Genomic DNA, 21,972 nt, shown 5'->3' on the forward strand with positions numbered 1-21,972 from the left:
ACCCCAGATCATCACTCGACCCACGCGAATCACGCATCAACGCCGACAACGTCTGCGCACCCATATCGAACTTCACGCCGAACTCGCCTCCCCCAACAGCACACCAGGACTCGCGCTCACCGCGGCTCCGGCCCGGCAGGGTCCGGAGCCACGGCGCAGCTGGGTTCATCTCTACCAACTCACGCCGCGGCGGGGCAGCCCGGGGTCACGATGTACACAGATGCATCACAAACCGGCCAGGGTGGCCAGTCCTCAGCGGACCGCGGCGGTCGGGCCCTCGCGGCAGATCAGCAGCAGGGCACGGTCGTCGTTGACGTCCTTGGCCACCGCCTCGATCAGGTGCCAGGTGGCACCGTGGAAGCCGCCGGCGACATAGCGGTCGGCCTCTCCGGTGAGGCGGTCGATGCCCTCGGCGATGTCGCGTTCGGCGGTCTCCACCAGGCCGTCGGTGAACAGCATCAGGACGTCACCGGGACGCAGGGACCCCTTGACGGAGTCGAACTGGGCGCCGTCGTACACCCCGAGGAGCGGTCCCTCGGCGGCCTTCTCCTCCCAGCGGCCGGTGCCCGCGCTGAGCTGGAGGCCCGGCGGGTGCCCGGCGGAGTACAGCTCGTAGTCGCCGGAGTCGAGGTCGAGGACCAGGTGGATGGAGGTGGCGAAGCCCTCCTCCCAGTCCTGGCGCAGCAGGTAGCCGTTGGCGGCGGGCAGGAAGGCGTGCGGGGGCAGGCTGCCGAGCAGCCCGCCGAACGCGCCCGAGAGCAGCAGGGCCCGCGAACCGGCGTCCATGCCCTTGCCGGAGACGTCGGTGAGGACGACCTCCAGGGTGCGGCCGCCGTTGGTACGGGCGGCGACCACGAAGTCGCCGGAGAAGGACTGACCGCCGGCCGGGCGCAACGCCATCTCGTGGTGCCAGCCGCTGGGCAGTTGGGGCAGCTGGCTCTGCACGCGGATGCGTTCGCGCAGGTCGAAGAGCATGGTGCCGCCGCGCCGCCACGGCACGCCCACCCGGCTGCGGAACTGGGCGATCAGCAGCCCGAAGAAGCCGCAGGCGGCGACCACCAGCACCACGCCCGGGGTCACCCGGGAGGGGCCTTCGGTGTAGGGGCCGAGCCGTACCGACTCCACGATCAGCGCGGTGGCCGCCGCCGCGTACAGGCCGAGCAGGCTGGCCGGGCGCAGCAGGAGGCCGCCGGCGACGATGGGCAGCACGAGCGCGACCGGCGAGAACCAGACCGAGTCGACGAGGGTGAGCGCCGCGATCACCGGGATGGTCAGCAGCAGGCCGCCGAGCGCGATCCAGTCCGAACCGTCGCCGCGGAAGTAGTCGACGGCGGCTCTGCGCACGCCGACGCGGACCCGGTGCCACTGCATCTTCCACCGGGCCGTGAACGTATCGGCTTCCGCGCGCCGCCCTCGTCCTGCTGCCATTAGTTCGGGACCCTATCCATCGCAGCCGCCGGTTGGCACGGGAGGTCCGACTTATCCCCCGTCCGGGGCTCGACTTCACAGTGAACTTCACGGTGCGCAACCGCGTCGCCACTCCGGCGAAATTTGTTCGACCGGGGCCCGGGTCGCTGGTAGGGATGGCCTATGGCGACTGACCTTGCGACCGAGCTGAGAGTGCTGCGACCGGACGAGTGGGACACCTGGTACGGCCACCTGATGCGTGCCTTCGGCGGGGTCCCGGAGCCGGCCGAGGAACAGGAGCTGTACCGGAGCCTCACCGAGTACGACCGGTCGCTGGGCGTCTGGGACGGGGAGGCGTGCGTGGGCTCGGCGGGGGCGTTCAGCTTCCGGATGACCGTGCCCGGCGGCGCCCTGGTGCCCGCGGCGGGCGTGACGATGGTCGGCGTGGCCGCCACGCACCGGCGGCGCGGTGTGCTGACGTCGATGATGCGCCGGCAGTTGGACGACGTACGGACCTGGGGCGAGCCGCTGGCGGTGCTGACGGCCTCGGAACCCGGCATCTACGGACGGTTCGGGTACGGAGCGGCCAGCTTCCAGCTGAGCGCGGAGATCGACACGAGCCGGGCCGTACTGTCCGTTCCGGCCGGCACGGACGGCGTACGGCTGCGGTACGCGGCGCCCGCCGACGTGCTCGACGCGTGTGAGGCGGTGTACGCCCGGCTGGTGCCCGGCCGGCCCGGGATGCTGGCCCGGCGGCCCGGCTGGGAGCGGCTGGGGCTGCTCGACCCGGAGAGCCTGCGCGAGGGCGCCTCACCGCTGCAGTGCGTGGTCGCCGAGCGCGACGGGGAGGTCACGGGGTACGCCCGCTACCGGGTCAAGCCCGGCTGGGAGGCCGGCACACCCGAGGGCACGGTGGTGCTGGACGCCCTGGACGCGCTCGATCCGGCGACCGACGCGGCGCTGTGGCGGTTCCTGTTCGACATCGACCTGACGTCGAGGCTGTCCGTCGGGAACCGGCCGGTCGACGACGCCTGGCAGTACCTGGTGTCCGACATCCGGCGGTGCCTGCCGCGGCTGCGGGACACGCTCTACGTGCGGCTCGTCGACCTCGGGGCGGCGCTGGCCGCGCGGACGTACCAGGCGCCGGTGGACGTCGTCCTGGAGGTCGAGGACGCGTTCTGCGGCTGGAACACCGGGCGGTGGCGGCTGAGCGGGGACGCGAAGGGCGCGGTCTGCGAGCCGACGTCCGAGGCGGCGGACCTGGCGCTGTCGGTACGTGAGCTGGGGGCGGCGTACCTCGGTGGCGTGCCGTTGACGGCGCTGGCCGCGGCCGGGCGGGTGCGGGAGCTGCGCGGCGGGGCGCTGGCGGAGGCGTCCGTGGCGTTCGGGTCTGCTGTCGCCCCCTGGCTGCCGCACGGGTTCTAGTCGTCCTCCGGCGGCGTTCCCGGGGCCGGGGTCACCGGTTCTGGCAGGTGGGGCACCAGAAGAGGTTGCGGGCGGCCAGGTCCGCGGTGCGGATCTCCGTGGTGCAGACGTGGCAGGGCAGGGTCGCCCGGCGGTAGACGTAGACCTCGCCGCCGTGGTCGTCCACGCGCGGCGGCCGGGCCATGGCGTGCGGGGTGTGCTCGGGACGGACCGTGTCGATGCGGTTGTTGCGGACGCCCTCGCGCATGAGGGCGACGAGGTCCGTCCAGATCGCGTCCCACTCGGCCAGGGTGATGTCCCTGCCCGCGCGGTACGGGTCGATGCCGTGCCGGAAGAGGACCTCGGCGCGGTAGACGTTGCCGACGCCCGCGATGACCTTCTGGTCCATCAGGAGCGCCGCGATCGTCGTACGGCTGCGGCTCACGCGGGCGTAGGCGGCGGCCGGGTCGGCGTCGGGGCGCAGCGGGTCGGGGCCGAGGCGGTCGTGTATCGCCTGCTTCTCGGCGTCGGTGATCAGGGCACAGGTCGTGGGGCCCCGGAGGTCGACGTACGACGTCGCGTTGGCGAGGCGGAGGCGGACGGTGTCCGTGGGCGGGGGCGCGGGGGCGTCGCCGAAGGCGACCTTGCCGAAGAGGCCGAGGTGGATGTGGATCCAGTCGGCGGCGCGGAAGCGGAGGAAGAGGTGTTTGCCGTGGGCCTCGGTGCGGGTGAGCTCCGCTCCGGTGAGGAGGGCGGCGGCGTCGGTGAACTTGCCCTGCGGGCTGGTGACGCGGGTGGGGGTGCCGGTGAAGCGGGTGGCGTAGTCCTGGGCCAGCCGGTGGATGGTGTGCCCCTCTGGCACGGTGCGGTGTCCTTCCCTGCGGTTGTCGGCCCGTCCCGGGCCCGCTGTTTCGGCTCGGGGTGTCGGGGGCCGGCCTCTCGGGGGTGCGGCCCGGGCCCCTCGGTCCCCCGGCGGCGCACCCGGCTCGGGGGGAGAGGCACCCTCCCGGGGCTCCGCCCCGGACCCCATGCGGGGCTCCGCCCCCTGCACCCCCAGCGGGGCCCCGGCTCCGCCGCTTCCCCCAACCGGGGGGGCGAACAGCGGAGCCGGTCATGTCCTACTGCTGCGGGTGGTGCGCCGGGATCGGCGGGAGTTCTCCGGTCGTCTCGTACGCCGACAGCATGTCGATGCGGCGGATGTGCCGCTCGTCACCGGAGAAGGGGGTGTTGAGGAAGGTCTCGACGAACTTCGTCGCCTCCTCCACCGAGTGCATGCGCGCACCCACGGCGACGACGTTGGCGTCGTTGTGCTGGCGGCCGAGGGACGCGGTCTCCTCGCTCCAGGCGAGGGCGGCCCGTACGCCCTTGACCTTGTTGGCCGCGATCTGCTCGCCGTTGCCCGAGCCGCCGATCACGATGCCGAGGGAGCCGGGGTCGCCCGCCGTGCGCTCGGCGGCGCGGAGGCAGAAGGGCGGGTAGTCGTCCTGGGCGTCGTAGATGTGCGGTCCGCAGTCGACGGCCTCGTGGCCGGCCGCCTTGACCCATTCGACGAGGTGGTTCTTGAGTTCGAAGCCCGCATGGTCCGAGCCGAGATACACGCGCATGGTCCGAGTGTGACACGGCGGGTGCGGGGCGGGCGGCTCGGGTCGGGGGCGGCGGCCCCGGCCGGCGGCACGGGGAAAGTGGCCGGAACTCGTCCGGAACGGGTCACCGGGCGGGTACGCCTCGTGTTCGCAATACCGTCGAGGGATATCCGAGCCGGGCTACAAACCTCAAGGAAAGCTCAAGTAACGATTACGTTTCGAAGGTTCACGAATTCCGTCACCTCGGATTCACTGGACCGACTCGTGCACCGCTCGCACGCGTAACCGCTCACCGGCGCAAAAGGAATCCCCCATGACCTCGCAGCCGACCCTGCAGCAGTCTGGAAGTGGCCCAGCGAACCCGGACGGACACGGTTCCGGGCTCCAGGCCGGACTCAAGAACCGCCATCTCACCATGATCGCCATCGGCGGCGTCATCGGTGCCGGACTCTTCGTCGGCTCCAGCTCCGGCATCGCCACCGCCGGGCCCGGCATCCTCCTCTCCTACGCCCTCGTCGGCACCCTCGTCGTCCTCGTGATGCGCATGCTCGGCGAGATGTCCGCCGCCAACCCCACCTCCGGCTCCTTCTCCGCGCACGCCGACCGCGCGCTCGGCGGCTGGGCCGGCTTCTCCATCGGCTGGCTGTACTGGTTCTTCTGGGTCGTCGTGCTCGCCGTGGAGTCCACGGCCGGCGCCAAGATCCTCTCCGACTGGATACCGGCGGTCCCGCAGTGGGGCTGGGCGCTCATCGTCATGCTGGTGCTGACCGCGACCAACCTGGTCTCCGTCGGCTCCTACGGCGAGTTCGAGTTCTGGTTCGCCGGGATCAAGGTCGTCGCCATCGCCGCGTTCATCGTCGTCGGTCTGCTGGCCGTCTTCGGCGTGCTGCCCGGCGTCCACGCCGACCAGGCCTCCTTCTCCAACCTGACCGGCCACGGCGGCTTCCTGCCGCACGGCCCCGGCTCCATCCTCACGGGCGTGCTGCTCGTCGTCTTCTCGTTCATGGGCAGCGAGATCGCCACGCTGGCGGCCGGTGAGTCCGAGGACCCGCAGAGCGCGGTCACCAAGGCGACCAACAGCATCATCTGGCGCATCGCCGTGTTCTACCTCGGTTCGATCCTCGTCGTCGTCTCCCTGATCCCCTGGAACGACAAGGCGATCACCGACAAGGGCTCCTACGTCGCCGCCCTCGACTCCCTGGGCATCGCGCACGCCGGCCAGATCATGAACTTCATCGTGCTGACCTCGGTGCTGTCCTGTCTCAACTCCGGTCTCTACACCGCCTCCCGCATGGCCTTCTCGCTCGGTCAGCGCGGGGACGCGCCGAAGGTGTTCGCCCGGACCACCGGCCGCGGTGTGCCGAGGACCGCGATCCTCGTCTCGGTCGCCTTCGGTTTCGTGGCCGTGTTCTTCAACTACAAGTTCCCGGACACCGTCTTCCTCTTCCTCGTCAACTCCTCCGGCGCGGTCGCCCTGTTCGTCTGGCTGGTGATCTGCTTCTCGCAGCTGCGCATGCGGCGGATCATCCAGCGCGAGGCGCCGGAGAAGCTGGTCGTCCGGATGTGGCTGTACCCGTACCTGACCTGGGCCGCGGCCCTGCTGATCGTGTTCGTCCTCGGATACATGCTCACCGACACCGAACACGACGGCCGGGAGACCGTGCTGCTGTCGCTGCTGGTGGCGGCGGTCGTGCTGGTGATCGCCGTGGTCAAGCAGAAGCTGGCGGGCGGCCACGGCCACCGGGCGGCGGCCGACGAAACCGCCGGGACCGAGCAGATCCCGGCCGGCTGACCCGCCGGGGCGGTCCTGGAAAAGCGGGAAGCGGGGGAGCCTCCTTGAGGCTCCCCCGCTTCCCGCTTTCGGTACGCGCTGTCAGCGGCGGCCGGCGAACTTCCAGGCGGCCGGCAGCGCGCCCATCGCCAGGGCTGCCTTGAGGGCGTCGCCGATCAGGAACGGGGTGAGGCCCGCGGCGACGGCGGCGGAGGCGGACATGCCGGTGGACAGGGCCAGGTAGGGGACGCCGACGGCGTAGATGACCGCTTCACCGAGGATCATCGTGCCGGCCATGCGCCAGGCCGTGCGGTCGGCGCCGCGGCGGGCCAGCTCGCCGACCACGGCGGAGGCGATCAGCATGCCGAGGACGTAACCGAAGGAGGGGGCGCCCGCGCCCGAGCCGCCCTCCGCGAACCACGGCACGCCCGCGACGCCGGCGAGCGCGTACAGCATGAGGGAGAGCAGACCGCGGCGGGCGCCGAGCGCGGTGCCGACCAGCAGGGCGGCGAAGGTCTGGCCGGTCACCGGCACCGGGGAGCCGGGCACGGGCACGGCGATCTGGGCGGCGATCCCGGTGAGGGCGGCGCCACCGAGGACGAGGGCGGCGTCCCGGACTCGGGAGGAGGGCAGGAGGTCGGCGAGGACCTGGCCGGTGCGGACGGGGGCGGCAGCGGTGCTCATGGGGACTCCGCGGGGTGAGGGCAGTCGGGAACACCGCGACGCTATCCCAGCGTGCTCGAGCCGATCACCGTCTGCGCTCGACAAAGGGTGGAACGCGGGCTTGGTCGGCTCCGGACAAAGACCGCCGCTTACACCTGCTCCGGCGTGACGCCGGTCACTGAGGTGGGGTGGTCTTCCCTGCACGGGGACGGCGGGCGGGGGCGCCGTCCTTCTGTAAGGTCCCGCCAAACCGGCGGCGGCACCCGACGATCCGAAGGAAGCCACCGTCAGAGCGGAGGCGAAGCCCGACGATCCACGGGAAGCCACCGTCAGAGCGGCGGCGGCAACCGCCGGTTCCTTCTCGCCCGCCGGTCCCGTTCGTCGAGCGCCCACTGCCGGGCCGGCGGGACGTGCCGGTGCGGGATCTGCTCGGCTCCCGGACGGGACTGCCGTGCACGTCGACGGTCACGCGCGGGTCCTGGGAAGCTGCTGCTCGACGCGCTCACCCCGGAGACGGTGGGGGTCGCCGAGGTGAGCGCGATGGGCCGGGAGGACTGTCTGGCGGCGCTCAAGGACGCCGTCGGGGCGGAGCGGGACTTGCCGTGGCGCCGACCGGTTTCCCGGATTCCGTGCTCGCGGTGGCGGGCGGTTCGGTGACCCTGGACGTGCTCCCCGGGATCCGCTGAGCGTGTCACATGACGTTCATCCATTCAAAATATCCGAATGTTGACAGGGATCGCGCGGGACCGGGAGCATTCATGCATGAGCCCGCTCACGAGCTGTCGCACTCTTTGCCGCTGACCCGTTGACGCGCCCCGGAGCGCATTTTCCTCCGGTTCTCCTCGCGTGCTCCGCGCCGATTCCCCGTGCTCCGCACCGATCTCTCGTGCGCGAATTCCCTTGGCGTCGCCCGGCCTTGCCTGCCTGCCCTCCCGCTCGCCTTCCGTATTCCGCCGCCCGGAATCGCGCCCGTCTGCCGCCCTGTGAACCCACGGAGTTCTGCCATGCCTTTCGCATCGGTGTCCGGATGGAGAGCGGCCCGTACGCACCCGCCTGACCGGCCACCCCACCCGGCCACCCGGCCCACCTCCCCCTTTCTCTCCCCCTCCTTCATTCCATTCCTTCATTCCATTCCTTCCTTCCGTCTGTCCGCCCATGCGCCCATCCGTCCATCCATCCGAAGGGAACCCCCATGTCCATCGAGATCCGCAAGGTCACCGCGCGCATCGGCGCCCAGGTCACCGGCGTCGACCTGTCCCGGCCACTCGGCACCAAGGCCGTCGCCGCGCTCCGGGAGGCGCTGAACGTCCACAAGGCGCTCGTCTTCGACGACGTGCGGCTGGACGACGCGGGCCAGGAGGCCTTCGCCCGTCACTTCGGGGACCTCACCACCGCCCATCCGACCGTGCCGGCCGTCGAGGGCGCCCCGAACGTGCTCCCCGTGGACAGCGAGCGGGGCCGCGCCAACCACTGGCACACCGACGTGACGTTCGTGCTGAACCCGCCGCAGGCCAGCACCCTGCGCAGCATCACCGTGCCGCCGTACGGGGGCGAGACGCTGATCGCGAACGCCGCCACGGCCTACCGGGACCTGCCCGGGCCGCTGCGGCGCCTGGCCGACACGCTGTGGGCGGAGCACACCAACGACTACGACTACGCGGTCCCGGACGAGGCGGTCGACACGGCCGAGGCGGACCGGCGCGCCCAGTTCACGTCGATCCGGTACCGCACCGCGCACCCGGTGGTCCGGGTGCACCCGCTGACCGGCGAGCGCGGGCTGTTCATCGGCGGGTTCGCCCAGCGGATCGTGGGCCTTTCGGTGCCGGAGTCCCGCAAGATCCTGGACCTGCTCCAGGCCTACGTCACCCGTCCGGAGAACGTGCTGCGCTGGCGCTGGTCGGAGCACCAGCTGGTGCTGTTCGACAACCGGATCACGCAGCACTACGCCATCGACAACTACGACGGCCTGCCGCGCCGGCTGAACCGGGTGACGGTGGCCGGGGACGTCCCGGTCGGTGTCGAGGGCGAGGAGAGCCGCTCCCTGGAGGGGGACGCCTCGCACTACACGCCCCTCGCGCCGGTGCCCGTCGCCGCGTAGCGTGTCGTGCACACTGCGTGAGGCAGGTGTCCGGATGGTGGGCAGCGGCTTCCCCCGGGCGGACGGGCTGCCCAGACTGTGGGAACTTTTGCCCCCCTCCCCCCACTGGACGAGCGCGCCCCATGCCCAGCAGCAGCACCCGCGCCAGCACCGCCGCCGGGACGACCCCGGCGGCGGAGGCGGCCCCCCTGTCCCACGGCCTCAAGCAGCGCCATCTGTCGATGATCGCCCTCGGCGGGGTGATCGGCGCCGGGCTGTTCGTCGGTTCGGGCGCGGGCATCGCCGCCGCCGGGCCGTCGATCGTCGTCGCCTACGCCCTCTCCGGCCTCCTCGTGATGCTGGTGATGCGGATGCTGGGCGAGATGTCGGCGGCGTACCCGTCGTCGGGTTCGTTCTCGGCGCACGCCGAGCGGGCGTTCGGCCCGTGGGCCGGTTTCACCGCCGGCTGGTCGTTCTGGGTGCTGCTGTGCACGGCGGTCGGCCTGGAGGGCATGGGCGCCGCGAAGATCGTCACCGGCTGGCTGCCGGGCACCCCGCAGTGGATGTGGGTGGCCCTGTTCATGGTGGTGTTCTGCGGCACGAACCTGGCCGCGGTGAAGAACTTCGGTGAGTTCGAGTTCTGGTTCGCCGCGCTGAAGGTCGGCGCGATCAGCCTGTTCCTGGTGCTGGGCGTGCTGGCCGTCGCCGGGGTCCTGCCGGGCACCGACTCGCCGGGCGCCTCGCACCTGAGCCACTTCCTGCCGCACGGCGGCCAGGGGCTGATCGTCGGCCTGCTCGCCTCGGTGTTCGCCTACGGCGGTCTGGAGACGGTCACCATCGCGGCGGCCGAGTCGCAGGACCCGGTGCGCGGCGTGGCGAGCGCGGTCCGCACGGCGATGTGGCGCATCGCGCTGTTCTACGTCGGCTCCATGGCGGTCATCGTCACCCTCGTCCCGTGGAACGCGCCGGAGCTCGTCGAGAAGGGTCCCTACGTCGCCGCACTGGACCGGCTGGGCATCCCCGGCGCGGGCCAGCTGATGAACGTGGTGGTGCTGGTCGCGCTGCTGAGCGCGATGAACGCCAACATCTACGGGTCCTCGCGCATCGCCTACTCGCTGGTGCAGCGCGGTCTGGGGCCGCGGGCCCTGGCCCGGGTCTCCGGTGGCGTGCCGCGGGTCGCGGTGCTGGTGTCGAGCGTCTTCGGTTTCCTGTGCGTCCTGCTCAGCTACTGGCGGCCCGACGACGTCTTCCCCTGGCTGCTGAACATGATCGGCGCGGTGATCCTGGTCGTGTGGATCTTCATCGCCGTCTCGCAGCTGCGGCTGCGGCGCGCCCTGGAGCGCGAGGCGCCGCAGAAGCTGGTGGTGCGCATGTGGGCTTTCCCGGTGCTGACCTGGGTGGCGCTGGCCGGCATGGCGGCGGTCTTCGTACTGATGGCGCGGGAGCCGGACACGCGGGTGCAGCTGTACTCGACCGGCGGGATGGCGCTGTTCCTGGCGGCGGCCGGCTGGCTCTGGCAGCGGACCCGCGCCCGGAACTGACGCGGCGCGCGCCCCGCACGGCGCATCCGGCAGGGCGAGGCCCCCACGTGGCACGTGGGGGCCTTCCTGTTGCCCGCGCCCGCCCTGTTGTTGATAGCTTGTAGTTGCAAGCTCTTTGCAATAACTGCCGGAGGGGATCTCCCATGCCCGTCTACACGCTGCCTGAACTGCCGTACGACTACTCGGCGCTCGCGCCGGTGATCAGCCCCGAGATCATCGAGCTGCACCACGACAAGCACCACGCGGCCTATGTGAAGGGCGCCAACGACACCCTGGAGCAGCTCGCGGAGGCGCGGGACAAGGAGTCGTGGGGTTCGGTCAACGGCCTGGAGAAGAACCTGGCCTTCCATCTGTCCGGGCACATCCTGCACTCCATCTACTGGCAGAACATGACGGGCGACGGCGGTGGCGAGCCGCTGGAGAAGGACGGCGTGGGCGAGCTGGCCGACGCCATCGCCGAGTCCTTCGGCTCCTTCGCCGGTTTCAAGGCCCAGCTGTCCAAGGCGGCGGCCACCACCCAGGGCTCTGGCTGGGGCGTGCTCGCCTACGAACCGCTCAGCGGGCGCCTGGTCGTCGAGCAGGTCTACGACCACCAGGGCAACGTCGGTCAGGGCTCGACCCCGATCCTCGTCTTCGACGCCTGGGAGCACGCCTTCTACCTGCAGTACAAGAACCAGAAGGTCGACTTCATCGAGGCCATGTGGCAGGTGGTCGACTGGCAGGACGTCGCCAAGCGCTACGCCGCCGCCAAGGAGCGCGCGAACGTGCTGCTGCTCGCGCCCTGACGCGCGCCCCCGGTCGTCCCTCCTCGTGATCGTCTTCTCACCTTTCACGCGGGCGGGCGGAGAGAAGGAGGACCCCCGCGAGGACAGGACTCGCGGGGGTCTTCCCGTAAGGGGCGGCGGAGGGAGCTCTACAGGTTGCTGAAGTCCGGGGCCGCCGTCCGGGTGCGCTTGATCTCGTAGAAGCCGGGGACCGAGGCGACGGCGATGGTGCCGTCCCACAGGCGCAGCGCCTGCTCGCCCTGGGGGACCGGGGTGACGACCGGGCCGAAGAAGGCGATCTGCTCGCCGTCGGCGCCGGGCAGCGCGATGACCGGGGTGCCGACGTCCTGGCCGACCTTGTCGATGCCCTCCTTGTGGGAGGCGCGCAGCTCGGCGTCGAACTCGAAGTCCTCCTGGTCGGCGTAGTCGATCAGGTCGGCGGGCAGGCCCACCTCCGCCAGCGCGGCCGCGATCGCCTCCCGGGTGGGGCCCTGGCCCTGGTTGTGGAAGCGGGTGCCGAGCGCGGTGTAGAGCGGGCCGAGGATGTCGTCGCCGTGCTTCTGCCAGGCCGCGGTCACCACCCGGATCGGCGCCCACGCCTTGGTGGTGAGCAGCTCGCGGTACTCCTCGGGCAGCTCGTCCAGCTTCGGCTCGTTGAGGACGGCGAGGCTCATGATGTGCCAGCGGACCTCGATGTCGCGCTGCTTCTCCACCTCCAGCACCCAGCGGGAGGTCATCCAGGCCCACGGGCACAGCGGGTCGAACCAGAAGTCGACGGGGGTCTTGCCGGAGGGGGTCTCCGCGGGGGCGGTCTGGGACATGGCTCTCCTCGGTACGGGGTGCGCGCGTACGGGACGGACCCGGCGGGGCCCTCGCATCGGGAACATCGACCGCCGCGCAGGGAATTCCCTGATGTCGCGGATCTGGACCGCATGGCAGGATCGGTGCTGTCCGCATCCTGAACACATCCGAGGGAGTGCCGTCTGTGCCCGGTGAGAATCTGTCCCGCGACGAGGCCCGGGAGCGGGCCGCCCTGCTGTCCGTCGACGGGTACGAGGTGTCCCTCGACGTGCGGTCGGCGGCCGGCGCCGGGGAGGGCACGGGGCCGCGCACGTTCCGGTCCGTCACCACGATCCGGTTCCGCTGCAACGAGCCCGGCGCGTCCAGCTTCGCGGACCTGATCGCACCGAGTGTCACCGCCGTCTCCCTCAACGGCAGGGACCTCGACCCGAGCGAGGTCTTCGACGGCTCGCGGATCCTCCTGGAGGACCTGGCCGCCGACAACGAGCTGGTCGTCGACGCGCAGTGCGCCTACTCGCGCACCGGTGAGGGCCTGCACCGCTTCGTCGACCCGGAGGACGGCGAGGTCTACCTCTACACCCAGTACGAGCCGGCCGACTCGCGGCGTGTCTTCGCGAACTTCGAGCAGCCGGACCTCAAGGCGCCGTTCCGCTTCGAGGTGCGGGCGCCCGAGGAGTGGACCGTGTGGAGCAACGGGGCGGGTGAGCGGCACGACGGGGTGTGGCGGTTCGCCGAGACCAAGCCGATCTCGACGTACATCACGTGCGTGGTGGCGGGGCCGTACCACTACGTGACGGACTCCTACGAACGGGTGCTGGAGGACGGGACGCGGCTGGAGATCGCACTGGGCGCGCTGTGCCGCAAGGGACTGGCCAAGCACTTCGACGCCGACGACGTCTTCCTCGTCACCAAGCAGGGCCTGGACTTCTTCCACGACAACTTCGACTACCCGTACCCGTTCGGCAAGTACGACCAGGCGTTCGTGCCGGAGTACAACCTGGGCGCGATGGAGAACCCGGGCCTGGTCACGTTCCGCGAGGAGTACATCTTCCGCGGCAAGGTGACGCAGGCGTCCTACGAGGCGCGGGCCAACGTCATCCTGCACGAGATGGCGCACATGTGGTTCGGCGACCTGGTCACCATGGAGTGGTGGGACGACCTGTGGCTGAAGGAGTCCTTCGCGGACTTCATGGGCTCGTTCTCGCTGGTGGGCGCGACCCGGTTCACCGACGGCTGGATCACCTTCGCCAACCGCCGCAAGGCGTGGGCGTACCGCGCGGACCAGCTGCCCTCCACGCATCCGGTCACCGCGGACATCCGTGACCTGCAGGACGCCAAGCTGAACTTCGACGGCATCACCTACGCCAAGGGCGCCTCGGTGCTCAAGCAGCTGGTGGCGTACGCCGGCCGGGAGGCGTTCCTGGAGGGCGCCCGCCGCTACTTCAAGCGGCACGCGTACGGCAACACCCGGCTGGGCGACCTGCTCGCGGTCCTGGAGGAGACCAGCGGCCGGGACATGGGCGCGTGGGCGCGGTCCTGGCTCCAGACGGCCGGCGTCAACGCGCTGACCCCGCAGGTGGTGCTGGATCCCGAGGGGCGGATCCAGGAGCTGGCGGTGGTGCAGGAGGCGGCCGAGTCGCACCCCGAGCTGCGCCCGCACCGGGTGGCGGTGGGCCTGTACCAGCGCTCGGAGGTCGGCGCGCTGGAGCGGTACGCGCGCGCCGAGGTGGACGTGGCCGGTGCCCGTACGGTCATCGCGGAGCTGGCCGGGCAGGACGCGCCCGACCTGGTGCTGGTCAACGACGACGACCTCACCTACTGCAAGATCCGCTTCGACGAGACGTCGCTGGCCACCCTGCGCGAGCACCTGGGCGCGCTCACCGATCCGCTCGCCCGGGCGCTGTGCTGGTCGGCGCTGTGGAACCTGACCCGGGACGCGCTGCTGCCGGCCCGCGACTTCATCGCTCTGGTACTGCGGTTCGCGGGCCGCGAGACCGACATCGGCGTGCTCCAGATGCTGCACGCGTGGGCGCAGTCGGCGCTGGTGCACTACGTGGCGCCCGCGTGGCGCGAGACGGGCGGGCGGGCGCTGGCCGAGGGCGCGCTGGCCGAGCTGCGGCAGGCCGAGCCGGGCAGCGAGCACCAGCTGGCCTGGGCGCGTTTCTTCGCGTCGCTGGCGTCGGCACCGGCCGACCTGGAACTGCTGCGGGCCCTGCTGGACGGCACCGAGGAGATCACCGGGCTGGAGGTGGACCAGGAGCTGCGCTGGGCGTTCCTGGAGCCGCTGGCCACGTACGGGGTGGCCGACGAGAAGGCGCTCGGCGACGAGCTGGCCCGCGACGACACCGCCTCCGGCAAGCGGCACCAGGTGCGCTGCCTGGCCGCGCGTCCCTCCGCCGCCGTCAAGGAGCGGGCGTGGACGCAGGTGGTGGAGTCGGACGCGCTGTCGAACGCGCTGGTGGAGGCGACCATCGCGGGCTTCGTGCGGCCCTCGCAGCGGGAGCTGCTGGCGCCGTACGCGCAGCGGTACTTCGCGGTGATCGAGCGCGTGTGGCAGGAGCGGTCGATCCAGATCGGGATGGACGTGGTCCGCGGGCTGTTCCCGTCGCTGCGGGACTCGCGCGAGACGCTGGACGCGGCGGACGCGTGGCTCGCCGCGCACGAGGGGGCCGCGCCCGCCCTGCGCCGGCTGGTCGTGGAGGCGCGCGACGACCTGGCCCGTGCGCTGCGCGGTCAGGCGTGCGACGCGACGGCCGGAGCCGCCGGCTGAGCCGTCACCCGGACAGCCGCAGCTCTGGCCACGGCTCAGGCGTGGAGTAACCGTTACAAAGTTCCCGTAACCCCTGGCCCGTCCCTGGACGGACCAGGGGTTTTCGGCATCCGAACACGCGTCCTTTAGTGCGGGGTTGTCCTCATTTGTCGACGGGTGTGTAACAGCGGTTAGCGGGCGGCCCGGGTACGGGAACGTCCCGGGACATGAACCACGACACCCCGCTCTCCCCCCGCCCCCTGAGCCACCTGGCCGAGGCGCACCGCCGGGTCCTGACCACCGCCCAGCTGCGCGCCCACGGTGTGTCGGCGGCCGAGACGACCGAGCAGTGCCGCGCCGGCGGACCCTGGCAGCAGTTCCTGCCGGGCGTCTACCTGCTCCATCCCGGGCCGCCGACCGGCGAGGAGCGTCTGCGCGCCGTGCTCCTGTACGCGACCCGCGGACCCGCGCCGCGCCCGGCGTCCGGGGTGCCGGCCCAGCCGACCGCGCGGCAACCGCACCGCCCCGCCCACCCGGACGTGATGATCACCGGCCTGGCCGCCCTCACCCTGCACGGCTTCTCGGCCGCGCCCGCCCTGCTCGCGCTGGAGAAGATCGACGTGCTGGTGCCGCGGCTGCGGCGGCTGCGCTCGACGGGCTGCGCCCGGGTGGTCCGGACGGCCGAGCCGCCCGTCCCCGAGGTGGTCACGGGCGTCCCGGTGGCCCCGGTGCCGCGTGCCCTGGCGGACGCGGTGGCGCAGTCGCGGGACGCGGTCGCGGTGCAGCGGCTGCTGACGGAGGCGGTGCGCGGCGGGCACTGCGAGCCGGCCGCGGTGGTCCGCGCCCTGACCGCCGCGCGGCTGCTGACCCGCCCGTACGTGGTCGACGCGGTGGACTCGCTGCTGGCCGAGGGCCGCTCGATCGCCGAGGACCGGCTGTACCGGATGGTCGAGGAGCACGGCCTGCCCGACCCGGTGTGGAACGTGGACCTGCGCCTGCCCGGCGGCCCGCACCTGGGCGGCCTGGACGCGTACTGGCCCGATCAGGCGGTCGCCCTGGAACTGGACACCCGAGCGCCGCTCCAGGGCCGCCCCGACGAGGACTCCCTCTGGTCGGAGTACGCCCGCAAGCGCGAGCACCTGGAGCGGCTGGGCATCACGGTCGTCCACATCACGCCCAGGAAGCTGCGCGAGGCGATGGAGCAGCAGGCGACGGTGGTGCGCACGGCCCTGATGGCGGCGGCCGACCGCGATCCGGCCGCGTACGTGGTGGTGCTGCCGCGGTAGGCCGTGGGGGCGGCGGCGCAGGAGGGGGAGCGGGGGCCCGGACGGCGTCCGGGACCCCGCCCCGCGGGCGCCGGGACCGCTCAGCGGCCGCAGTACTCCGCCTCCACGACCGCGTCGGCGTCGCCCGCCCAGTCGCCGTTGAAGTTGAAGGCCAGGGCGTGGCGGCCGTCGGCGGTGGCCGTCGCCGCCGAGGACGAGCCGTGGATGCCGCCGTCGTGCCCCCACACGTGCACGCCGCAGGAGAGCCGGTGGTCCATCAGACCGAGGCCGTAACGGATGCCGGGACTGCCGGTGCGCACCGTCGTCCGCATCTCCGCCAGTTGCCGCGGCGGCAGCAGCCGCCCCCGCAGCAGGGCCGTGTAGAAGCGGTTCAGGTCGGCGGAGTCGGAGATCATCTCGCCCGCCGAGGAGGCGAGGGACGGGTTGAGTTCGGTGACGTCGTACACCGGTCCCGTCGTCTTGTCCGACAGCTTGGAGTAGGCGCGGCCGCTCGGGTGCCCGACGGTGACCCGGGTGCCGGGCAGCGACGTGGCCGTCAGGTGCAGGGGCCGCAGGACGCGCTCGCGGATCTCGTGGGCGTAGGAGTGCCCCGTCACCCGCTCGACGACCATCCCGGCCAGCACGTAGTTGGTGTTGGAGTACTGCCAGGAGGTGCCGGGGGCGAAGTCCGGCCGGTGGGCCATGGCGATCCGCACCAGGTCCTCGGGCCGCAGCGTGTCGTAGCGGTGCGCGAGGAAGCCGTCCTTGAGGAAGTGGGCACGGCCGAAGCCTTCGTCGGCCGTGTAGCTGTAGATGCCGCTCGTGTGGTTGAGCAGCTGCCGCAGGGTGATGCGGCGGCCGTCGTGGCCGTGGCCGCGCACCACGCCGGGCAGCCACCGGTCCACCGTGTCGTCCAGTGACAGCCGTCCCTCCGCCTCCAGTTGGAGCAGCACCGTGGCCGTGAAGGTCTTGGTGATGCTGCCCACCCGGTAGCGGTCGTGCGCGCCGCGCGGGGCGCCGGTGCGCAGGTCGCCGACGCCGGCGGTGATGTTCCGGGTGCCCGAGCGGTCCCGGGCGGTCGCCGTCACGCCGGGCACGCCGTCCGCGACGGCGGCCCGGACCGCCGCGCGGGTCGCCTCGTGGCGGCCGTCGCCGTCCGATGCGGCCGGCGCCCCCACCGCGGGTCCCGCCACCACCACCGCCAGGACCAGGGCCGCCGTCCCCGCCAGGCTCGTCCGTACCGACATCGTCTTCCCCTCTCCGCCGTCCGACCGGTTCGCGCTCAAGGACCGGGGACCGGAGGGGAGGGTTGCCGGGCGGTGACCCGGTTGAGCGACATCCGGCCGTTCACGCCCCGCCGGACGCTTCCGGTGCCACGCGTCCCGCGGCCGGCCGCTCCCGCCACAGCCGCAGGCCGACGTCGACCAGTCCGACGCGCTCCAGCCCCGGCACCGCCTCCAGGTCGTGCCAGGCCGCCATGTCCGTGGAGCCGCCGATCTCGTGGCGCAGGTCGCCGCCGGTGACCCGGGCCTCGTAGACGATGCGCAGCCCGTGGAAGTCGGCGTGGCTGCCCAGGGGCCGCGGGTAGGTGCGCCGGATGGAGTCGAGGCCGAGCAGGGCGACCGGCTCGACGGCGTACCCGGTCTCCTCCTCGGCCTCGCGGACCACGGTGTCGTAGGGGTCCTCGCCGTGTTCCATGCCGCCGCCTGGCAGGGTCCACCGGCGGGCGCCGTCCCGCGCCACCCAGCGGGCCAGCAGCATCCGTCCGTCCCGCACACACACGGCGTAGGCCGCCACCCGCAACTCCTCACGCATGGGGAGACGTTACGGCAGCGGGCGGACGGCCGGGGGCCGTTCGGGAGCCGTTCGGGCCCGGCGGGGCGGGCGCGGGGGGCGGGGCGGGCCGGTGACGGGGTGGTTGCCGGGGTGCGGCGAAGAGGTTGCGGGGGGCGCCGGGGCGGCGCGGTGCGCCTGTCCGGATCGTCAAGGGACGGCAGGGGGACCGGGCGCACGGGCTCCTTCGGCGGGCACCCTGCGAACGCGGGCCGCCACCATGCGCGTTCACCGGCCCTCGACATGTGGCGGAAAAGGGCGCTTTGCCGCCTGGTGTCCGCCGTGACGCATGGCGGGATTGCGCCATGCGTCCATCCCGCCTCGGTCAACTCTCCCCAAACATTGTCCTCTTGGGTAAAGCTGAGCGATCGTCCGGCACCGATTTCCGGACGACCGCGATCACAACCGGTCGCACCCCGCCTGGTTCCTCCACCGACAAGGGATGCCGATGACCTCCGACTCCCCCCGCGCCCCGGGCGCCAGACGCCTGGCCCGCATCGCCGCGGCCACCGGCGTGGTGGCCGCGCTCTGCGCGGCCGGACCGCTGCCCCTGGCCGCCGCCGCCGAGGGCGGCCCCGTCCCCTCCGGCCCGGCCGTCCGGCCGGCGAGCGCGAAACTCGGCGCCGACGACGCCGGCCTGCTCGCCACGGCCAAGGCCGACGGCGCGAAGAACGTCACGATGATGATCGCGACCGCGCCCGGGAAGACCGAGCAGGTCACCCGGCAGCTGGACGCGGTCAGGGGCGGCTCGGTCGGCCTCACCCACGACGGGCTCGGCTACGTCCGCGCCACCGTGCCGACCGCCGCGGCCGACTCCGTGATCAGCGCGGCCGAGAAACTGTCCTCGGTGCACGCCATCGACCTGCGCCAGGAGATACCGCTCGACGACCCGGCACCGGACGCGGGCACCACCGGCAACGCGCGGGGCAAGGGTGAGCAGGGCAACGGCGACAGCGCCGTCTACCCCGCGCCCGGCAGGAACACGCCCGCGACGAACCCGTACAACCCCTCCTTCGAGACGGGCGCCGTCGAATTCGTGCGCCGCGACGCGCAGGCGGACGGCCGGGGCGTCACCATCGGCATCCTCGACTCCGGTGTGGACCTCGGCCACCCCGCGCTCCAGCGGACCACCACCGGCGAGCGCAAGATCGTCGACTGGGTGACCGCGACCGACCCGATCATCGACGGCGACGCCACCTGGCGCCCGATGGTCAACCCGGTCTCCGGACCGTCCTTCACCTACGGCGGCCAGAGCTGGAAGGCCCCGGCGGGCTCGTACGAGATCAGCACCTTCAAGGAGTCCGCGACCGCGGGCGGCGACGCCAAGGGCGACGCGAACCGCGACGGCGACCCCACCGACTCCTGGGGCCTCCTGTACGACCCGGCGGCCGGCACCGTCCGCGTCGACCTGAACAACAACAACGACTTCACCGACGACACGCCGATGAAGCCGTACAAGGACGGTTTCCAGGTCGGCTACTTCGGCACCGACGACCCGAAGACGGACGTCGTGGAGCGGCAGCCGTTCGTCGTGCAGATCCGCAAGGACGTGCCGATGGACCCCTACGGCGGGTCCTGGACCGGCAAGAAGGCCGACTTCGTCAACATCGGCGTCATCGAGTCCGAGCACGGCACCCACGTCGCCGGCATCACCGCCGCCCACGGCCTGTTCGGCGGGAAGATGAACGGCGCGGCCCCCGGCGCGAAGATCGTCTCCTCGCGCGCCTGCACCTGGAGCGGCGGCTGCACCAACGTGGCGCTCACCGAGGGCATGATCGACCTCGTCGCGAACCGCGGCGTCGACATCGTCAACATGTCCATCGGCGGCCTGCCGGCCCTCAACGACGGCAACAACGCGCGCGCCGAGCTGTACACCCGCCTGATCGACACCTACGGTGTCCAGCTCGTCATCTCCGCGGGCAACTCCGGCCCCGGCGCCAACACCATCGGCGACCCCGGCCTGGCCGACAAGGTGATCTCGGTCGGCGCCGGCATCTCCAAGGAGACCTGGGCCGCGAACTACGGCTCCGCCGTGCGCACGCGGTACGCGATGATGCCGTTCTCCTCGCGCGGCCCGCGTGAGGACGGCGGCTTCACGCCCACGCTGGTCGCGCCCGGCGCGGCGATCAACACCACCCAGACCTGGCTGCCGGGCTCCCCGGTCGCCGAGGCGGGCTACTCGCTGCCGGCCGGCTACTCGATGCTCCAGGGCACCTCGATGGCCTCGCCGCAGGCCACCGGCGCCTCCGCGCTGCTGCTGAGCGCCGCCAGGCAGCAGCACGTCGACCTGACCCCGGCGAAGCTGCGCACCGCGCTCACCTCGACCGCCCACCACATCCCCGGCGCCCAGGCCTACGAGGAGGGCGCCGGCCGGATCGACGTCGTGGACGCCTGGAACGCGATCCGCCGCGGCGCCGCCGCCCACGAGTACACGGTCCGGGCCCCGGTCGACACCGCGATCGACTACGCCCTGAAGACTCCCGGCTACGGCACCGGCCTCTACGACCGCGAGGGCGGCCTGAAGGCGGGCCAGAAGAAGACCTACGACATCACGGTCACCCGCACCTCCGGCCCGGACCGGGCGGTGTGGCACACGCTGCGGGTCGCGAACAACGCCGACCACACCTTCCGTGTCGTCGGTTCGCCGCTGGTGCGGCTGCCGCTGAACGAGCCGGTGACCGTCAAGGTGCAGGCCGCTCCCCGCTCGGCGGGCCTCAAGAGCGCGATCCTGGAGGTCGACGACCCCTTCACCACCGGCGTCGACCGGCAGATCCTCACCACCGTCGTGGTCGCGGACCCGGTCCGGTACACCTACTCCGACACGTCCTCGGTGGAGCGCAACAGCACCCGCTCCTACTTCCTGACGGTGCCCGAGGGCGCCAAGTCGCTGGAGGTCGCGATCGGCGGGCTGAAGGGCAGGAGCCAGACCCGCTTCATCGCCGTCCACCCCTACGGCGTCCCGGTCGACAACACCTCGACGCCGTACTGCTACAACAACTACCTCGACGGCAACGGCTGCAAGCCCGACGTCCGCTCCTACGCCGACCCGCAGCCGGGCGTGTGGGAGGTCGAGGTCGAGGCGCGCCGCACCTCGCCGCTGCTCGACAACCCCTACCGGCTGGACGTCGCCGTGCTGGGCGCCTCCTTCGACCCGCAGACCGTGACCGTGCCCGAGGCGAAGGCCGGCACGCCGGTCACCGCCTCCTGGAAGGTGACCAACGCCTACGCCGCCCTGGACGGCAAGCTGACCGGCGGCCCCCTCGGCTCCGCCAAGTCGGACCGGCCCACCGTGCGCAACGGTGAGAAGCAGACCACGACCGTGACCGTCCCCGAGGGCGCCAAGTCGCTCGACGTCGCCATCGGCGGGGTCTCGGACAAGTCGGCCGACCTGGACCTGGTCGTCTACGACGCGAACGGCAAGGAGGTCGCGAAGTCCGCGGACGGCGACTCCGAGGAATCGGTGTCGATCGCCTCGCCCGCGGCCGGCACGTACACCGTGGAGGTCGCCGCGTACTCGGTGCCCTCCGGTTCCACGGCGTACGACTACCGGGACGTGTTCTTCTCCGCCGCGCTCGGCACCGTGTCGGTGGACGAGTCGGCGGCGGTCGAGCTGGGCACCGGGGCGTCGGCGACGGTGACCGGCCAGGTCACCGCTGCGGCCCAGGCGCCCGAGGGACGCGAGTTCTTCGGGCAGGTGCAGCTGGTGAACGCGCGGGGCACCGTCGCGGGCACCGGCAGCGTGAAGATCGGCAAGGTCCTGCCGTAACCGCCGGCGACCGGTGTCGGTGGCCGCCCCGGCCTCCGACACCGGTCGGTCCGGTGGGACCGGTCGGTCCGGTGGGACCCGTGGGACCAGTGGGACCACAGGGACCGGCGGAAACCGGGACTGGTCGGGGGCGGGCGTCCGTGCGGGCGCCCGCCCTTCGCCGTTCCCGGCCGTCCCCGGTCGCCGCCGTCCCTGGCCGCCACCCCGCCCCACCCTGGCCGCTTCGGCCGCCCCCCGCCCTCCGCCGCCCGTGCCGTTGCGTACGTCACATCGCCGTATACGGCCGGATCGCACGGGCAGGCACGGAGCAGCACAGCTTGCGGTCCGCGCGCCCGGGCGGGCGAATTT

At 72.3% G+C, this 21,972-nt stretch carries 15 protein-coding genes and 1 pseudogene; 9 read left to right on the forward strand and 7 right to left on the reverse strand.

The features are described 5' to 3' along the window. Positions 1–252: 252 nt before the first annotated feature. Entirely contained in the window at positions 253–1,428 is a 1,176-nt protein-coding gene (locus tag ABZ719_RS32580; RefSeq protein WP_366728763.1) for a PP2C family protein-serine/threonine phosphatase, read from the reverse strand. Positions 1,429–1,590: 162 nt separating this feature from the next. On the opposite strand from ABZ719_RS32580, the gene ABZ719_RS32585 reads away from it, so the two are divergent. Continuing rightward, positions 1,591–2,832 carry a GNAT family N-acetyltransferase gene (locus ABZ719_RS32585; protein WP_366728764.1) on the forward strand — a complete coding sequence of 414 codons (1,242 nt, stop codon included), beginning with the start codon at positions 1,591–1,593 and terminating at the stop codon, positions 2,830–2,832. A 31-nt stretch (positions 2,833–2,863) separates the two neighbouring features. Here ABZ719_RS32585 and ABZ719_RS32590 read toward each other — a convergent pair whose 3' ends face one another. Both ABZ719_RS32590 and ABZ719_RS32595 read right to left on the reverse strand, forming a co-directional pair. Beyond that, the gene (locus tag ABZ719_RS32590) at positions 2,864–3,673 is read right to left on the reverse strand and encodes a DNA-formamidopyrimidine glycosylase family protein (protein ID WP_366728765.1); all 810 of its coding nucleotides are present in this window, start codon (positions 3,671–3,673) and stop codon (positions 2,864–2,866) included. 256 nt (positions 3,674–3,929) lie between these two features. After that, positions 3,930–4,415, reverse strand: a complete 486-nt coding sequence (locus ABZ719_RS32595; protein ID WP_366728766.1) for a ribose-5-phosphate isomerase — start codon at positions 4,413–4,415, stop codon at positions 3,930–3,932. 292 nt (positions 4,416–4,707) lie between these two features. Between ABZ719_RS32595 and ABZ719_RS32600 the strand changes: the two genes are divergently transcribed. Beyond that, positions 4,708–6,186: an amino acid permease gene (locus ABZ719_RS32600; protein ID WP_366728767.1), complete on the forward strand. Its 1,479-nt coding sequence runs from the start codon at positions 4,708–4,710 to the stop codon at positions 6,184–6,186. An 81-nt stretch (positions 6,187–6,267) separates the two neighbouring features. Here the strand turns inward: ABZ719_RS32600 and ABZ719_RS32605 are convergent, their stop codons facing one another. Next, positions 6,268–6,849 carry a biotin transporter BioY gene (locus tag ABZ719_RS32605; protein ID WP_366728768.1) on the reverse strand — a complete coding sequence of 194 codons (582 nt, stop codon included), beginning with the start codon at positions 6,847–6,849 and terminating at the stop codon, positions 6,268–6,270. 465 nt (positions 6,850–7,314) lie between these two features. Here ABZ719_RS32605 and ABZ719_RS32610 point away from each other — a divergent pair. The 4 genes and pseudogenes from ABZ719_RS32610 to ABZ719_RS32625 all read left to right on the forward strand — a co-directional run. Then, positions 7,315–7,558: pseudogene (locus ABZ719_RS32610) on the forward strand (sugar kinase); the annotation flags it as partial. Positions 7,559–8,020: 462 nt separating this feature from the next. Further along, entirely contained in the window at positions 8,021–8,926 is a 906-nt protein-coding gene (locus ABZ719_RS32615) for a TauD/TfdA family dioxygenase (RefSeq protein ID WP_366728769.1), read from the forward strand. A gap of 122 nt (positions 8,927–9,048) precedes the next feature. Next, positions 9,049–10,446 (forward strand): amino acid permease, encoded by a 1,398-nt coding sequence (locus tag ABZ719_RS32620; RefSeq protein WP_366728770.1) that lies wholly within the window; start codon positions 9,049–9,051, stop codon positions 10,444–10,446. 143 nt (positions 10,447–10,589) lie between these two features. Then, positions 10,590–11,231, forward strand: coding sequence for a superoxide dismutase (locus tag ABZ719_RS32625; RefSeq protein WP_366728771.1), 642 nt, complete (start codon positions 10,590–10,592; stop codon positions 11,229–11,231). A gap of 128 nt (positions 11,232–11,359) precedes the next feature. Here ABZ719_RS32625 and ABZ719_RS32630 read toward each other — a convergent pair whose 3' ends face one another. Further along, positions 11,360–12,031, reverse strand: coding sequence for a DsbA family protein (locus ABZ719_RS32630; RefSeq protein WP_366728772.1), 672 nt, complete (start codon positions 12,029–12,031; stop codon positions 11,360–11,362). A gap of 164 nt (positions 12,032–12,195) precedes the next feature. Here ABZ719_RS32630 and pepN point away from each other — a divergent pair, with 164 nt between their 5' ends. Together pepN and ABZ719_RS32640 are read left to right on the forward strand one after the other, a co-directional pair. Further along, complete coding sequence (gene pepN, locus ABZ719_RS32635; RefSeq protein WP_366728773.1) at positions 12,196–14,781, forward strand: aminopeptidase N; 2,586 nt, start codon at positions 12,196–12,198, stop codon at positions 14,779–14,781. A gap of 206 nt (positions 14,782–14,987) precedes the next feature. Next, entirely contained in the window at positions 14,988–16,046 is a 1,059-nt protein-coding gene (locus ABZ719_RS32640) for a hypothetical protein (RefSeq protein ID WP_366728774.1), read from the forward strand. Positions 16,047–16,126: 80 nt separating this feature from the next. Here ABZ719_RS32640 and ABZ719_RS32645 read toward each other — a convergent pair whose 3' ends face one another. Together ABZ719_RS32645 and ABZ719_RS32650 are read right to left on the reverse strand one after the other, a co-directional pair. Then, positions 16,127–17,272 carry a serine hydrolase domain-containing protein gene (locus ABZ719_RS32645; protein ID WP_366728775.1) on the reverse strand — a complete coding sequence of 382 codons (1,146 nt, stop codon included), beginning with the start codon at positions 17,270–17,272 and terminating at the stop codon, positions 16,127–16,129. A 100-nt stretch (positions 17,273–17,372) separates the two neighbouring features. Next, entirely contained in the window at positions 17,373–17,840 is a 468-nt protein-coding gene (locus ABZ719_RS32650) for an NUDIX hydrolase (RefSeq protein WP_366728776.1), read from the reverse strand. A 466-nt stretch (positions 17,841–18,306) separates the two neighbouring features. Between ABZ719_RS32650 and ABZ719_RS32655 the strand changes: the two genes are divergently transcribed. Next, positions 18,307–21,624 (forward strand): S8 family serine peptidase, encoded by a 3,318-nt coding sequence (locus tag ABZ719_RS32655; RefSeq protein ID WP_366728777.1) that lies wholly within the window; start codon positions 18,307–18,309, stop codon positions 21,622–21,624. The last annotated feature ends 348 nt before the right edge of the window (positions 21,625–21,972 follow it).

Source organism: Streptomyces sp. NPDC006743 (assembly GCF_040703815.1).
Taxonomy (GTDB): domain Bacteria; phylum Actinomycetota; class Actinomycetes; order Streptomycetales; family Streptomycetaceae; genus Streptomyces.